Origin of the sequence: Streptomyces cathayae (assembly GCF_029760955.1) — a bacterium.
In the GTDB taxonomy this organism is placed as follows: Bacteria; Actinomycetota; Actinomycetes; order Streptomycetales; family Streptomycetaceae; genus Streptomyces; species Streptomyces cathayae.
This window is the reverse complement of the sequence record NZ_CP121682.1, coordinates 1,936,601-1,950,865: the sequence shown is the minus strand read 5'-3', so window position 1 is coordinate 1,950,865 and position 14,265 is coordinate 1,936,601. Positions and strand designations below refer to the sequence as shown.

The window sequence follows — 14,265 nt, the reverse complement described above, 5'->3', positions numbered from 1 at the left end:
ACCGCGGGTCTCTCGTCCACGCCCGTGGTGCGGCGCGCACTTGAGTGCCGGTCAGCGGGCTGTCGCACGCCGACCGCAGCCCGGCCCCCGGTTCACCGCACACCGGCGGCGTCGGCCGGCTCCGGGGACACGAGGGGTGGCACGCTCATCAGTCGCGCATAGGCGTTGTACACCCCCTGCTCACCGACCAGTCGGCCTTCCGCCTCGACCCAGGCATGCGCCGCGAACGGGGGAGCCGTGCGGGTGCCGACACACCAAGTGGGCCACACGCCGAGCAGGCGGCACAGCAGGGCGACCGACACGGACCGGGGCAAGCAGGCGCGCAGGCCGTTGAGGGCGAGGCTCGCCGCGAGTACGGACTCCCGGGCGGCGGTGGCCTGCTCGACGGTGGCCGGTTCGGCTCCGCGGCGAAACGCCCCCATGACCCGCCGCAGCCGGTGCGGGGGCAGAAACACCAGCAGCCGTGCGGCGATGATGGCGGCGCGGGTGCGCACACGCAGGCCCAGGGGCCGTTTTCGGCGGTCGCGTTTCAACGCGAGGGCCATACTCATCCCCGCACCACCCCGGCGGCGCGCATCGCTTCCACCAGGTTCCGCACGTCGGCCGATGCGCGGGCGTCGTCCACGTCGAACCTGTCGGTGACGGCGCGGACGGCGTCCTCGGGGGTCCCGCCGTCCAGGAGGGCACGGGCGATGGTCGCCGCGGCGGGGTTCAGCTGCCAGTACCGCCCGCTCTTCTCGTCGAGCATCGCCGCGCCGAACTCGGTTTCGGCCAACTTCAGGTGCTTGCTGACCTTCAGGGTCATGCTGTCGTCCTCCGTGGTGCTTCGTTGCGTGACGCTCCGTTGTATGCCGTGCGCAGCCAGACTTCGCAGGCGAGGACGCTGCTGATGGCGCTGTCCTGCATCTCGGGCGAGCCGGGACGGGTGGTCGACTGTCGCAATGCCTCGGCATCGACCAGGCCCAGCGCGGTCAGCGCGCTGTCGTCCCACAGGGCGGCGAGTTCGTCCCGGTGCCGGTAGAGGCCGCCCGTCTCGTCCCGGGAGCCGTCGCCCTTGGTGGTGCGTGCCAGGCATCCGTCCGCGACGATGCCGCGCATGGCCTCGGTCAGCAGCGGCTTGTACGCCCATGGTGTCGCCCGGTCCTCGATGCGCACGGACAGGGCCGCGTCTATCACGTGATCGTCGAAGTAGGGCGTGGCCAGGGGCACGCCGACGTGCCGGACCATCTCGCTCACCGCGCGCATCTCCTGAGTTCCGACGTGGATGGCCTCCAGTTCGCGGTGCCGGCCGCTGGTGGGGGCGTACGGCTCCGCGTTGTGGGCAGCCTCGGCGAACTGGCGCTGGATCATCGCGCGGCAGTCACCGGTGAGCCACACCGGAATGTGCGGAGGGACCAGCCAGCCCAGGGCAGGGGCGCTGATGCTCAGGTCGCCCGATCGGTGCACACTCAGCGAGGCCAGGGCGGACCGGTAGGAGCGGCGGTCGGCGAGTTGCGCGAGTACCTCGCGCCAACTCCAGGAGAAAAGGATCCGGTAGGCACGAAGCTGCTGAAGACTCAGTACAGGTCTGCGCGGCAGGAGACCGTGGTACTGGGCGGCCGACCCCAGAAAGAGGTGGTCACCTCCATAGCCGGTGAGGTGCAGCCGGGAACCCCGCTCGGCCATCCGGGAATTCAGCACCGTCGCCCGGTCACGCGAGACGGCGAAAATGGAAGGCGTGTCCGTTCTGCTGTGTTCATCGAGTATCCCGCTGTAAAAAAGCGGGAGCTCGTCCTTCGGCAGAACGAAGTGTTCGGTGCCCGGCATTTTCTCGACGGCGAGCCGGGCGTAAAATCCGTCGTCGTTCTCGGACTCGTCGCCCGGAGCTGTGCAGGCGATGAGTTTCGCGGTCCCGTCCCTGGCCGCGAGCGAGCAAATCGAGGTGGAGTCCATTCCCCCGGACAGGTCGCCGCTGATCAGCCCGCCCAGACGGGTCCTGGCCGCCACGGCGTCCGTCAGGGCCGAGCGGACCGCGGCCGCGCCCTGTGCCAGCGGCACGCGCGGCTCGGGCGGCCGGTGCCAGCGCCGGCTGCGCAGCCGTCCGTCCGCCTGAAGCGTCAGCTGCCGGCCGGGCGGTACGGCGGACACCCCGTGCCACAGCACACGCTCGGCCAACAGCGCGGGCAGCGGCTGCACCAGACGCATCGCGACGGCGGCCTCGTCGAGTCGGGCACCGACGAACTCGGCCAGCAGGGCGGCCCGGTCGGCCACCACTTCGGTGTCCTGGGACCGCGTGTGGAAGATCCTTCGGCTGCCGTAGGCGGTGCCCTGTACCCGCATGTCGCCGGCCAGGCAGGCGAGGAGGTGGAAGTCGCCCGCCACCGACGTGCTCAGGGTGTCCAGTTCATCCAGGTCGCGCAGCCGCTCGACCCGGTCGGTCAACCGGTCGCACAGCTCCGGAAGGGTGCCGATCAGGACAACGGCCGTCGATCCTGCCCGTGCGACGGCGATGTCCTCGTCGGCCCAGCGCCCGACCACCCACGGGCGGCCGGACGCGTGTGCGACGACGCGCAGGCCGGTGTTCTCACGGCGCAGACGCCGGGCCGCGAAACGCCCGGCCTCACTGTCGGAGAACGCGAAGAAGAAAGGCGTACCGCGGCTCGGCATCAGCTGATTCCTACGTTCGAATTAGACGATCGCTCCACCGAACCAGTCCCAGCTGCCCTTGAAGAGCCAACCGGTGGCGGACCGGAATTCCCCGGCCTCGAGGAAGAGCGGAACCTCGTAGATCTCCTTGGTGGCCATTTATGCGGCCCCCTTTCTTTAGTTATCCAGGGGTCTTTCCCCGGAGTTCATGCTGGCATGGTGCAGCCTTCGGCAGCAAGCGAACGAAGTCATTTGCAACTTCCTGCCATCTCCCTTTTCTTGTGTCGGCCGTCCAAGGAACTGCCCTGGCGGAATGTCCCGCTCGGCCACCGCGGCCGGGGCACCTTCCGGGGCCGTGACGAGACCCGACGGCTGAAGGCCGCCACGGTGAACCGGCTCCCCTGCCCGCACGCGGCGCAGGTCCTCCAGCTCGTCCGCCGCGCTGTCCGGAACGGGAAGGCCGCCCCCGATCGCGCCTGTGCCCTCACCAGCCTGGACACCCTGTACGGACAGGCCGGACAACTCGCGGAGTGCATGAGACGGAGCTGATGGATCGAGAGCGAGGACCACGATGTCCGCGACGTGACGTTCGGCGAGGACGCCTTCCATGTCCGCATCGGCACTGCCCACGCCATGGTCGGCCTGCGCGACCTCACCCTCGGCGTCCTCCGTCCCGACGACTGGACCGGCATTGCCCAGGCTCTCCGTCACCACAGCCGCCGCCCCGCCCGCCTCCTCGAAGCCCTGGGCGTCTCCTGACGCAGGTCCATCGGCCAAGCGGGACCCCGCACCCCGCCCCAACCGGATGGAGCACGAGAACGACGGGGCCCTGGTTGCAGATCACCCGTGCACACCCGAACGCCCTGGTCGGCGGACGGTGCCCGCCGGAGAGCCGCTGTTCCGTCCGGCGGAGGCGCCGGGCAGGGCGGCGAGGACGTGAGCACGGACGCCGGGCCGGACGCGATCTCGTCCCGCCGCTTCGTCGGCGGCGTACCGGCTGCCCGCGGCCGAGGCCCGTCCCGGCCGCGGAGGGGTGAACAGCCCGCCGGGTGGTCAGGATGGATACATGACCTACCACGTCGACTCCGAGGCCGGACGGCTGCGCCGCGTCATCCTGCACCGGCCCGATCTCGAGCTCAAAAGGCTCACCCCCAGCAACAAGGACGCCCTGCTCTTCGACGACGTGCTCTGGGTGCGCCGGGCGCGCGCCGAGCACGACGGGTTCGCCGACGTCCTGCGCGACCGGGGGGTCGCCGTCCACCTCTTCGGTGATCTGCTCGCCTCGACGCTGGACATCCCGGCGGCCCGTGAGCTCGTCCTGGACCGTGTCTTCGACGAGAAGGAGTACGGCCCGCTGGCCACCGACCACCTCCGTGCGGCGTTCGAGCCGCTGCCCGCGGCCGAGCTCGCCGAGGCGCTGGTCGGGGGGATGACCAAGCGGGAGTTCCTGGACGTCCACCCCGAACCGACGTCCGTGCGTTTCCACGCCATGGAACTCGACGACTTCCTGCTCCGCCCGCTGCCCAACCACCTCTTCACCCGGGACACCTCCGCCTGGATCTACGACGGGGTCTCCATCAACGCCATGCGCTGGCCCGCCCGGCAGCGTGAGACCGTGCACTTCGAGGCGATCTACCGGCACCACCCGCTGTTCCGCGGGGAGGACTTCCACGTCTGGTCCGAGGGGCAGGCCGACTACCCGTCCACCATCGAGGGCGGGGACGTCCTGGTCATCGGCAACGGCGCGGTGCTGATCGGCATGAGCGAGCGGACCACCCCGCAGGCCGTGGAGATGCTCGCGCACAAGCTGTTCGCCGCCGGTTCCGCCGAGACCATCGTCGCCCTCGACATGCCGAAGAGGCGCGCCGTCATGCACCTGGACACGGTGATGACGATGATCGACGGCGACACCTTCACCCAGTACGCCGGCCTCGGCATGCTCCGTTCGTACACCATCGAACCCGGTGCCGGGGACAAGGAGCTCAAGGTCACCGACCATCCGCCGGAGCACATGCACCGGGCCATCGCCGCCGCGCTCGGGCTCAGCGAGATCCGGGTGCTGACCGCGACCCAGGACGTCCACGCCGCCGAGCGCGAGCAGTGGGACGACGGCTGCAACGTCCTGGCCGTGGAACCGGGTGTGGTCGTCGCCTACGAGCGCAACGCCACCACCAACACGCATCTGCGCAAGCAGGGCATCGAGGTGATCGAGATCCCCGGCAGCGAACTCGGCCGGGGGAGGGGCGGACCGCGCTGCATGAGCTGTCCGGTCGAGCGGGACGCGGTGCAGGGGTAGGGGTGCCGATGGATGCTTGCATATAAATTCTGGTATTCGTATAGAGTTCCATATGTCCCCTGTCCCTGCACCTCTGGAGCGCCCCATGGCGACAGTCCCGACCGCCCTCGCCGGCCGCAACTTCCTCAAGGAGGTGGACTTCACCGCGCAGGAGTTCCTCGGCCTGCTCGACCTGGCCGCAGAGCTGAAGGCCGCCAAGAAGGCCGGGACCGAGACCCGGTACCTCCGGGGCAGGAACATCGCGCTGATCTTCGAGAAGCCCTCGACGCGCACCCGTTGCGCCTTCGAGGTGGCCGCCGCCGACCAGGGCGCCTTCACGACGTACATCGACCCGAGCGGCTCGCACATCGGGAAGAAGGAGTCCGCGAAGGACACCGCGCGGGTGCTCGGCCGGATGTTCGACGCGATCGAGTTCCGGGGCGACTCCCAGTCCACCGTGGAGACCCTCGCCGAGCATGCGGGCGTGCCCGTCTACAACGGCCTGACCGACGACTGGCACCCCACCCAGATGCTCGCCGACGTGCTCACCATGACCGAGCACGGCGGCGGAAAGCCGGTCACGGAGATCTCCTTCGCCTACCTCGGCGACGCCCGTTTCAACATGGGCAACTCCTACCTCGTCACCGCGGCCCTGCTGGGCATGGACGTGCGGATCGTCGCCCCGAAGACGTACTGGCCCGCGCAGGAGGTCGTCGACCGGGCGCGGGTGCTCGCGGAGTCCAGCGGGGCCCGCATCACGCTCACCGAGGAGATCGCCGAGGGGGTCGCGGGCGTCGACTTCGTCGCCACCGACGTCTGGGTCTCGATGGGGGAGCCCCAGGAGGTCTGGGACGAGCGGATCGCCTCCCTCGCGCCGTACGCGGTGACCATGGACGTGCTCCGGGCCACCGGCAACCCGGACGTCCGCTTCCTGCACTGCCTGCCGGCCTTCCACGACCTGGGCACCCTGGTCGGGCGCGAGGTGCACGAGAAGCACGGGCTGGAGTCGCTGGAGGTGACCGACGAGGTGTTCGAGTCGGACCACTCGGTCGTCTTCGACGAGGCGGAGAACCGGATGCACACGATCAAGGCGGTCCTGGTGGCGACCCTGGCCTGAGGTCCGGGCGGACCGGCGCCGGCGTTCTCGGGCCGGCCGGCGCCGGCGGTCTCAGGCGGGCCGGCGCTGGCGCGGTACCGCCGACAGCCGGAACCACACCGCCTTGCCGGTCCCGGTGAGGCGGTGACCGCAGGACGAGCTCAGGGCGCGGATCAGCAGCAGCCCCCGCCCGTGCTCCTGCCAGGGGTCCGGCGGGTCGAGGGTGGGGCGGGTCAGGTCGCCGGGCGGGGCCGGGTCGCCGTCGTGCACCTCGACCTGGCAGCCGGTCGGCAGCAGCTCCACCACCAGCTCGATCGGCGTGTTCCCCGAGGTGTGCTCCACCGCGTTGGCCACCAGCTCGGCGGTGAGTAGCTCCGCCGTGTCGCTGTCCGCGGCGTGCCGCCGTTCGGCCAGTGCGGTACGGACCAGCGCACGGGCGACGGGCACGGCCGCGGTGGTGTGCGGCAGTGCGACGCGCCAGGAAGGGGAGGTCAGGGATTCGTGCACATGGATCCGATCGGGGAGAGCAGGCAGGCGGTCCTGCTTTCAATCGCTCAATCGTACGGGGCGCCGTCCGAATCCTTCCAGGGGTACCCGGATCCACCTATCGCGTACCCGTGACGACGGTCAGAGATGAATGATAGCTTCGCGGGGTAGAGCTCAGTGAGCAGGGCAGCAGCCGCAGTGCGAGACCGCGCGGCGCGCCCGCCCGAGGAGGCCGCCCTCATGAGTCCCTTCACCGGCTCCGCCGCCCGCACCCCCCGCTGGGAGCATCTGCGCGTCGACCTCGCCGACGGCGTCGCCACCGTCACCCTCGCCCGCCCCGACAAGCTCAACGCCCTCACCTTCGGCGCCTACGCCGACCTGCGCGACCTGCTCGCCGAACTGTCCCGGGAGCGGGCGGTGCGGGCCCTGGTGCTGGCCGGGGAGGGGCGCGGCTTCTGCTCCGGCGGTGACGTGGACGAGATCATCGGCGCGACCCTCGGCATGGACACCGCCCAGCTCCTCGACTTCAACCGGATGACCGGGCAGACCGTACGGGCGATCCGGGAGTGCCCGTTCCCGGTGATCGCCGCGGTGCACGGGGTCGCGGCGGGCGCGGGCGCCGTCCTCGCCCTGGCCGCGGACTTCCGGGTCGCCGACCCCACGGCCCGCTTCGCCTTCCTCTTCACCCGGGTCGGCCTGTCCGGCGGCGACATGGGCGCCGCCTATCTGCTGCCCCGGGTGGTCGGCCTCGGCCACGCGACCCGGCTGCTGATGCTCGGCGAACCGGTCCGGGCGCCCGAGGCCGAGCGGATCGGCCTGATCAGCGTCCTCGCCGACGACGGCGGCGCGGGCGAGGCCGCCCAGGCCCTCGCCCGCCGCCTGGCCGACGGCCCGGCGCTGGCGTACGCCCAGACCAAGGCGCTGCTCACGGCCGAACTGGACATGCCCCTGGCCGCCGCCGTGGAGCTGGACGCCGCCACCCAGGCCCTGCTCATGAACGGCGAGGACTACGCCGAGTTCCACGCGGCCTTCACCGAGAAGCGCTCCCCGAAATGGCGGGGGCGGTAGTCGTGCCCGCCACCGGAGCCGGAACGGAGCCGGAGTCCGGAGCCGGGACGGACCCCGGCGCCGGGACAGGCACCAGCGCCGTGACCGACACCGGCGCCGTGCCCGACACCGGCGTCCGGAAGGTCGCGGTGATCGGGGGCGGACCCGGCGGCCTGTACGCGGCGGCGCTGCTCAAACGCCTCGACCCCGCGCGCGAGGTCACCGTCTGGGAGCGCAACGCCCCCGACGACACCTTCGGCTTCGGCGTCGTCCTGTCCGACGAGACCCTCGGCGGCATCGAGCACGCCGACCCGGTGGTCCACGCGGCGCTCCGGGCGGACTTCGTCCGCTGGGACGACATCGACATCGTCCACCGCGGGGTACGCCACACCTCCGGCGGCCACGGCTTCGCCGCCCTCGGCCGGCGCCGGCTGCTGGAGATCCTCCACGAACGCTGCCGCTCCCTCGGCGTCGACCTGCGCTTTCGCGCCGAGGCGCCGGACCCCGCCCACCTGGCCCGGACGTACGACCTGGTGGTGGCCGCCGACGGGGTGCACAGCGGCACCCGCGCCGCCTTCGCGGACGTCTTCCGCCCCCGGATCACCGAGCACCGCTGCCGTTACATCTGGCTGGCCGCGGACCTCGCCTTCGACGCCTTCCGCTTCGAGATCGCCGAGACCCCGCACGGCGTGATGCAACTGCACGGCTACCCCTTCTCCGCCGACGCCTCCACGGTGATCGTCGAGATGCGCGAGGAGGTGTGGCGGGCCGCCGGGTTCGGTGAACTCGACGAGGAGCAGTCGGTCGAGCGCTGCGCCAAGATCTTCGCCGACGCCCTCGGCGGCCGCCCGCTGCGGTCCAACAGGTCGACGTGGACGACCTTCCGCACGGTCGTCAACGACCGCTGGTCGCACGGCAACGTCGTGCTGCTCGGCGACGCCGCCCACACCGCCCACTTCTCCATCGGCTCCGGCACCAAGCTCGCCGTCGAGGACGCCCTGGCCCTGGCCGCCTGCCTGCGCGAACACCCCACACTGCAGGCCGCGTTGCGCGCGTACGAGACGGAGCGGCGGCCCGTGGTCACCTCCACCCAGCGGGCGGCACGGGCCAGCCTGGAGTGGTTCGAGGACCTGGAGCTGTACCTCGCGGAGCCGCCCCGGCAGTTCGCCTTCAACCTGCTCACCCGCAGCCGTCGCGTCACCCACGACAACCTGCGCCTGCGCGACGCCCGCTTCACCGGCGCCGTGGAGCGCGAGTTCGGCTGCCCGCCCGGTACACCCCCGATGTTCACCCCGCTGCGGCTGCGCGAACTGACCCTGCGCAACCGGGTCGTCGTCTCCCCCATGGACATGTACTCGGCCACCGACGGCGTCCCCGGCGACTTCCACCTCGTCCATCTGGGCGCCCGTGCGCTGGGCGGAGCCGGGCTGGTCATGACGGAGATGGTGTGCGTGAGCGCCGAGGGGCGCATCACGCCCGGCTGCGCCGGTCTCTACACCGAGAGCCAGGCCGCGGCATGGCGGCGGATCACCGGCTTCGCGCACACGGCGGCACCCGGCACCGCGATCGGCGTACAGCTCGGCCACAGCGGCCGCAAGGGCTCGACCAAGCTGATGTGGCAGGGCATGGACGAGCCGCTGGACACCGGCAACTGGCCCCTCGTCGCCGCCTCCCCCCTGCCCTACCGGCCGGACAGCCAGACCCCGCACGAGCTGACCATCAGTCAACTCGACGGCATCCGCGAGCAGTTCACCTCGGCGGCCGAGCGGGCCGCGCACGCCGGGTTCGACCTGCTCGAACTGCACTGCGCCCACGGCTATCTGCTCTCCGGCTTCCTCTCCCCGCTGACCAACCGCCGCACCGACGCCTACGGCGGCCCGCTCGAGCACCGGCTCCGCTTCCCGCTGGAGGTCTTCGACGCCGTCCGCGGGGTGTGGCCGAAACAGCGGCCCATGACCGTCCGTCTCTCCGCCACCGACTGGGCCGACGGCGGCACCACGGCCGAGGACGCCGTCGCCATCGCCCACGCCTTCGCCGCACACGGTGCCGACGCGATCGACGTGTCCACCGGACAGGTGGTGTCCGACGAGAAGCCGGAGTTCGGCCGTTCCTACCAGACGCCGTTCGCCGACCGCATCCGCCACCGCGTCGGCGTCCCGGTGATCGCGGTCGGCGCGATCTCCTCCTGGGACGACGTCAACTCGCTGATCCTGGCCGGGCGCGCGGACCTGTGCGCGCTGGCCCGCCCCCACCTCTACGACCCGCACTGGACCCTGCACGCGGCGGCCGAGCAGGGCTACGAGGGCGAGGGCGTCGCCTGGCCCGCGCCCTACCTGGCCGGCCGCAGACCCCCGCGGACCGGCCGCACGGAGGCTCCCCGGCCCCGGCTGACCCTGGGCGGCTGAGGAGACGGGACCGGCCCGCGGGGTCACAGTCCGGCGAAGCCGGCCCCCGCGTCCCGCAGACGTTCGTGCAGTCCGTGGAAGACGCTCGCCGAGCGGGCCCCAGGCCAGTCGGCGGGCAGCAGGCCGGCGGGCAGGCCCGGGTCGGTGTAGGGGAGGTGGCGCCAGGAGTCGAGGGCGAGGAGGTAGTCGCGGTAGGCCTCCTCGGGCGGGGTGTCCGCACGCTCCCGCCAGGCGTCCAGCACCCGCGCGTGGCGCTCCAGGAACGCCTCGTGCTCCTCGGCGATCCCCTCGAGGTCCCACCAGCGGGCGACCGCCTCGGCGGTGGGCGTGTAACCGAGGTGCTCACCGCGGAAGAAGTCGACGTAACCGTCCAGCCGCAGCCGCTGAAGGGTGTGCCGGGTCTCCTCGTACAGCCGGGCGGGCGCGATCCACACACCGGGCGCGGCGGTGCCGAAACCGAGGCCGGACAGGCGGGAGCGCAGGAGGTGCCGCTTCTGGCGCTCGGACTCCGGGACGGAGAACACCGCGAGCACCCAGCCCTCGTCGGCGGGGGCGGCGGTCGCGTAGATGCGGCGATCGCCGTCCTCCAGCAACTGGCGTGCTTCCGGCGACAGTTCGTAGCCGGCCGCGCCCTGCGGGGTGCGGGCCGGGACGAGCAGCCCGCGCCGCTTGAGCCGGGACACCGAGGAACGCACGGAGGGGGCGTCGACGCCGACCGCGGCCAGCAGCCGGATCAGCTCGGCGACGGGCACGGGGCCCGGCACGAAGCGGCCGTAGGCGCCGTAGAGCGTGACGATGAGGGACCTCGGAGCGTGCTGCGCGGACTGGTCGGACACGTTGATCATCTTAGGTCGTCTTGATCCACTCCGGCCCCCGGCACCGGTGTCATCCCTGGTCAGTTCCCATATCGGCCGTACCGGCGGCGGTGCGCAGGCGGAACCGCTGGAGTTTGCCGGTCGCGGTGCGCGGCAGCGCGTCCAGGAAGACGATCTCGCGCGGGCACTTGTACGGCGCGAGCTCCGCCTTCACGAAGGCGCGCAGGGCCTCGGCGTCCCGCTCGGCGCCCTCCCTGAGGACCGCGTACGCCACCACGGCCTGGCCGCGTCTCTCGTCGGGCCGCCCGACCACCGCCGCCTCCAGGACGTCCGCATGGCGCAGCAGGGCGTCCTCGACCTCGGGGCCCGCGATGTTGTACCCGGCCGAGATGATCATGTCGTCGGCGCGGGCGACATAGCGGAAGTAGCCGTCGGGCTCGCGGACATAGGTGTCGCCGGTGACGTTCCAGCCGCCGCGCACGTACTCCCGCTGGCGCGGATCGGCGAGATAGCGGCAGCCGACGGGCCCGCACACCGCGAGCAGCCCCGGCTCGCCGTCGGGCACGGGAGCGCCGTGGGCGTCCTGCACGCGCGCCCGCCACCCGGGGACCGGAACTCCCGTGGTTCCGGGTCTGATCCGTTCGTCGGCGGCGGAGAGGAAGATGTGCAGCAGTTCGGTGGCGCCGATGCCGTTGATGACCCGCAGCCCGGTGCGCTCGTGCCAGGCCCGCCAGGTCGCCGCCGGCAGGTTCTCGCCCGCCGAGACGCAGCGCCGCAGCGACGAGAGGTCGGGGCCACCGGATCCGCCGCGCCTGTTGTGCCCGTCGAGGGTGTCGAGCATCGCCCGGTAGGCCGTGGGCGCGGTGAACAGCACCGACACCCGGTGCTCGGCGATCGCGGTCAACAGCTGTGCGGGGTGGGCCTGTTCGAGCAGCAGCGCGCTGGCGCCCGCCCGCAGCGGGAAGACCACGAGACCGCCCAGGCCGAAGGTGAAGCCGAGCGGCGGACTGCCGGCGAACACGTCGTCCGCCTCCGGCCGCAGGACGTGCCGGGAGAAGGTGTCCGCGATCGCGAGCACGTCCCGGTGGAAGTGCATACAGCCCTTGGGGCGGCCGGTGGTGCCCGAGGTGAAGGCGATCAGCGCCACGTCGTCCGCCGTGGTGTCCACGGCCTCGTACGGCGTGCCGGGCGCCGGACGGTTCAGCAGGTCGTCCGGGGCGTCACCGCCGTACGGGGTGATCCGCAGGCCCGGGACCTCGGCCTTGGCGAGGTCGTCGACGGACCGGACGTCGCACAGCGCGTGCCGTACGGCGGCGATCTCGCAGATGGTGCTCAGCTCGTGCGGACGCTGCTGGGCCAGCACGGTGACGGCGACCGCGCCCGCCTTGAGCACCGCCAGCCAGCAGGCGGCCAGCCAGGGCGTGGTGGGGCCGCGCAGCAGCACCCGGTTGCCGGGGACGACGCCGAGGGCGCCGGTGAGGACGTGCGCCAGCCGGTCCACGCGGGTGCGCAGCTCGCCGTACGTCCAGACGCCGCCGTCGGGGGTACGGAACGCCGGGCGGCCGTCCGGCGGGCCGTGCAGCAGTTCGGCGGCGCAGTTCAGCCGTTCGGGGTAGTCCAGCTCCGGCAGGTCGAAGCGGAGTTCGGGCCACTGGGCGGGTGGCGGGAGGTGGTCGCGGGCGAAGGTGTCGAGGTGCCCGGTGGGGTGCGGGTGCCCGGTGGTCCGTGGATTCATGACGGTTCGCCCCCTCGGCGTGGTGGGCTCGCCTCAGGAGCGTATCGCGTTGATGACGACAGTCAACGGTTCGCGATAGCCTGGCGGGGTCCACTCGGACGGGCCTCATGGCGGGCTCGGGCGGGCCTCATGACGGGCCGCGTCGGGCGCGGGGAGGGAAGGGACCGGCGATGACCGCATTCTCGCTCGAACCGGAACAACTCGCCTGGTGCGAACGGCTGCGAGCCCTGGCCGCCGGGCACCTGCGCCCGCTCGCCGAGAAGGGCGAGCCGGGCCGGGTCAACCGGCCCCTCGTCGCCGCACTCGGCACCCTCGGCCTGCTGCCCCGCCTGTTCACCTCCGGCGCGCTCGACCTGTGCCTGATGCGGGAGTCCCTGGCCCACGGCTGCACCGAGGCGGAGACCGCCCTCGCGCTCCAGGGCCTGGGCGCCCACCCCGTGCACGCCCACGGCGCCGAGGCGCTGCGGGCCCGCTGGCTGCCCCGGGTGGCGGACGGCACGGCAGTCGCGGCGTTCGCGCTCAGCGAGCCGGGAGCCGGCTCGGACGCGGCGGCGCTCTCCCTGACCGCCGACCCGGACGGCCCCGGCCGCTGGCGGCTCACCGGCGAGAAACGCTGGATCTCCAACGCGCCCGAGGCAGACTTCTACACCGTCTTCGCCCGCACCACCCCCGGCGCCGGCGCCCGCGGCGTGACCGCCTTCCTGGTGCCCGCCGACCGCCCCGGCCTCACCGGCACCCCCCTCGACATGCTCTCCCCGCACCCCATCGGAGCCCTCACTCTCGACGCCGTACCGGTGAGGGCCGACGACCTGCTCGGCGAACCCGACCGGGGTTTCCGGGTCGCCATGAACACCCTCAACCTGTTCCGGCCCAGCGTCGGCGCGTTCGCGGTCGGCATGGCGCGGGCGGCGCTGGACGCCACCCTCGAACACACCGCCGGCCGCGAGGCGTTCGGCGGCCGGCTGAGCGATCTGCAGGCGGTGTCCCACCAGGTCGCCGAGATGGCCCTGCGCACGGAGTCGGCCCGCCTGATGGTGTACGCGGCCGCCGCGGCGTACGACGCGGGCGCCCCCGACGTCCCCCGTCGCGCCGCCATGGCCAAGCTGCTGGCCACCGAGACCGCGCAGTACGTCGTCGACCGGGCCGTCCAACTGCACGGCGCGCGGGCCCTGCAACGCGGGCACCTGCTCGAACACCTCTATCGCGAGGTCCGCGCCCCCCGCGTCTACGAGGGGGCCAGCGAGGTCCAACGGGACATCATCGCCAAGGAGTTGTACAAGAGCCTGGAGGACCGATGACCACCGAGCGCGTCAACCCGCCCGACCTGTGCCCCCCGGCAGGCTTCTCGCACGCCGTCGTCGCCACCGGCTCCCGGGCGGTGTTCCTGGCAGGGCAGACCGCCCTCGACGGCGACGGCAAGGTCGTCGGCGACACCCTGCCCGAGCAGTTCACCCGGGCCCTCACCAACCTCCTCACCGCCCTGCGCGCCGCCGGCGGCACCCCGGCGGACCTGGCCCGCGTCACCGTCTACGCCACCGACGTCGCCGCGTACCGCGTCCACGCCCGTGAGCTCGGCCGCGTCTGGCGGCGGCTGGCCGGCACCGACTACCCCGCGATGGCGGTGGTCGAGGTCGTCCGCCTGTGGGACGAGCAGGCGATGGTGGAACTCGACGGCTTCGCCCTGCTGCCCTGACCTCCTGCGGCCCCTGCACCCTCTGTACCCTCCGCACCCGTGTCCGCGTGATCCCTCCTCGCCGGTGCGGCGGTCGGCGGGTCGCCGC

13 protein-coding genes are annotated in these 14,265 nt (G+C 72.4%); 7 read left to right on the top strand and 6 right to left on the bottom strand.

The genetic code is table 11. The annotated features are described in order from the left end of the window. Positions 1-92: 92 nt before the first annotated feature. From PYS65_RS08810 to PYS65_RS08800, 3 genes are read right to left on the bottom strand one after another with little or no spacing between them, the layout of a single operon-like run. Positions 93-551 carry a lasso peptide biosynthesis B2 protein gene (locus tag PYS65_RS08810; protein ID WP_279333252.1) on the bottom strand — a complete coding sequence of 153 codons (459 nt, stop codon included), beginning with the start codon at positions 549-551 and terminating at the stop codon, positions 93-95. Beyond that, positions 548-805, bottom strand: coding sequence for a lasso peptide biosynthesis PqqD family chaperone (locus PYS65_RS08805; RefSeq protein ID WP_279333251.1), 258 nt, complete (start codon positions 803-805; stop codon positions 548-550). The genes PYS65_RS08810 and PYS65_RS08805 overlap by 4 nt, the downstream gene beginning before the upstream one ends. Then, a complete protein-coding gene (locus tag PYS65_RS08800) occupies positions 802-2,646 on the bottom strand; it encodes an asparagine synthase-related protein (protein WP_279333250.1) in 1,845 nt (614 codons plus the stop codon). The genes PYS65_RS08805 and PYS65_RS08800 overlap by 4 nt, the downstream gene beginning before the upstream one ends. A gap of 561 nt (positions 2,647-3,207) precedes the next feature. Between PYS65_RS08800 and PYS65_RS08795 the strand changes: the two genes are divergently transcribed. The 3 genes from PYS65_RS08795 to argF all read left to right on the top strand — a co-directional run bounded on the left by PYS65_RS08795 (position 3,208) and on the right by argF (position 6,017). Next, complete coding sequence (locus tag PYS65_RS08795) at positions 3,208-3,384, top strand: hypothetical protein (protein ID WP_279333249.1); 177 nt, start codon at positions 3,208-3,210, stop codon at positions 3,382-3,384. A gap of 307 nt (positions 3,385-3,691) precedes the next feature. Next, a complete protein-coding gene (locus PYS65_RS08790) occupies positions 3,692-4,921 on the top strand; it encodes an arginine deiminase (RefSeq protein ID WP_279333248.1) in 1,230 nt (409 codons plus the stop codon). An 85-nt stretch (positions 4,922-5,006) separates the two neighbouring features. Next, positions 5,007-6,017, top strand: coding sequence for an ornithine carbamoyltransferase (gene argF / locus PYS65_RS08785; protein WP_279333246.1), 1,011 nt, complete (start codon positions 5,007-5,009; stop codon positions 6,015-6,017). Positions 6,018-6,068: 51 nt separating this feature from the next. On the opposite strand, the gene PYS65_RS08780 is transcribed toward argF, so the two are convergent. Then, the gene (locus tag PYS65_RS08780) at positions 6,069-6,503 is read right to left on the bottom strand and encodes an ATP-binding protein (protein ID WP_279333245.1); all 435 of its coding nucleotides are present in this window, start codon (positions 6,501-6,503) and stop codon (positions 6,069-6,071) included. Between the two features lie 219 nt (positions 6,504-6,722). On the opposite strand from PYS65_RS08780, the gene PYS65_RS08775 reads away from it, so the two are divergent. Together PYS65_RS08775 and PYS65_RS08770 are read left to right on the top strand one after the other, a co-directional pair. Then, the gene (locus tag PYS65_RS08775; RefSeq protein WP_279333244.1) at positions 6,723-7,550 is read left to right on the top strand and encodes an enoyl-CoA hydratase family protein; all 828 of its coding nucleotides are present in this window, start codon (positions 6,723-6,725) and stop codon (positions 7,548-7,550) included. After that, positions 7,535-9,934, top strand: coding sequence for a bifunctional salicylyl-CoA 5-hydroxylase/oxidoreductase (locus tag PYS65_RS08770; RefSeq protein ID WP_279333243.1), 2,400 nt, complete (start codon positions 7,535-7,537; stop codon positions 9,932-9,934). The genes PYS65_RS08775 and PYS65_RS08770 overlap by 16 nt, the downstream gene beginning before the upstream one ends. A gap of 23 nt (positions 9,935-9,957) precedes the next feature. Here the strand turns inward: PYS65_RS08770 and PYS65_RS08765 are convergent, their stop codons facing one another. Together PYS65_RS08765 and PYS65_RS08760 are read right to left on the bottom strand one after the other, a co-directional pair. Further along, a complete protein-coding gene (locus tag PYS65_RS08765; RefSeq protein WP_279333242.1) occupies positions 9,958-10,779 on the bottom strand; it encodes a PaaX family transcriptional regulator in 822 nt (273 codons plus the stop codon). A 40-nt stretch (positions 10,780-10,819) separates the two neighbouring features. Then, a complete protein-coding gene (locus tag PYS65_RS08760; protein WP_279333241.1) occupies positions 10,820-12,484 on the bottom strand; it encodes an AMP-binding protein in 1,665 nt (554 codons plus the stop codon). A gap of 170 nt (positions 12,485-12,654) precedes the next feature. Here PYS65_RS08760 and PYS65_RS08755 point away from each other — a divergent pair, with 170 nt between their 5' ends. Further along, positions 12,655-13,782, top strand: coding sequence for an acyl-CoA dehydrogenase family protein (locus tag PYS65_RS08755; RefSeq protein WP_279333240.1), 1,128 nt, complete (start codon positions 12,655-12,657; stop codon positions 13,780-13,782). Further along, positions 13,779-14,177 carry a RidA family protein gene (locus tag PYS65_RS08750; RefSeq protein WP_279333239.1) on the top strand — a complete coding sequence of 133 codons (399 nt, stop codon included), beginning with the start codon at positions 13,779-13,781 and terminating at the stop codon, positions 14,175-14,177. Before PYS65_RS08755 ends, PYS65_RS08750 begins: the two co-directional genes overlap by 4 nt. Positions 14,178-14,265 lie beyond the last annotated feature (88 nt).

Bases quoted from the DNA above. Each gene is read 5' to 3' on its own strand.
- PYS65_RS08755 (WP_279333240.1), top strand. From the start codon at position 12,655: ATGACCGCATTCTCGCTCGAACCGGAACAACTCGCCTGGTGCGAACGG.
- PYS65_RS08770 (WP_279333243.1), top strand. From the start codon at position 7,535: ATGGCGGGGGCGGTAGTCGTGCCCGCCACCGGAGCCGGAACGGAGCCG.
- PYS65_RS08810 (WP_279333252.1), bottom strand. From the start codon at position 551: ATGAGTATGGCCCTCGCGTTGAAACGCGACCGCCGAAAACGGCCCCTG.
- PYS65_RS08805 (WP_279333251.1), bottom strand. From the start codon at position 805: ATGACCCTGAAGGTCAGCAAGCACCTGAAGTTGGCCGAAACCGAGTTC.
- argF (WP_279333246.1), top strand. From the start codon at position 5,007: ATGGCGACAGTCCCGACCGCCCTCGCCGGCCGCAACTTCCTCAAGGAG.
- PYS65_RS08800 (WP_279333250.1), bottom strand. From the start codon at position 2,646: ATGCCGAGCCGCGGTACGCCTTTCTTCTTCGCGTTCTCCGACAGTGAG.
- PYS65_RS08760 (WP_279333241.1), bottom strand. From the start codon at position 12,484: ATGAATCCACGGACCACCGGGCACCCGCACCCCACCGGGCACCTCGAC.
- PYS65_RS08750 (WP_279333239.1), top strand. From the start codon at position 13,779: ATGACCACCGAGCGCGTCAACCCGCCCGACCTGTGCCCCCCGGCAGGC.
- PYS65_RS08765 (WP_279333242.1), bottom strand. From the start codon at position 10,779: ATGATCAACGTGTCCGACCAGTCCGCGCAGCACGCTCCGAGGTCCCTC.
- PYS65_RS08790 (WP_279333248.1), top strand. From the start codon at position 3,692: ATGACCTACCACGTCGACTCCGAGGCCGGACGGCTGCGCCGCGTCATC.
- PYS65_RS08775 (WP_279333244.1), top strand. From the start codon at position 6,723: ATGAGTCCCTTCACCGGCTCCGCCGCCCGCACCCCCCGCTGGGAGCAT.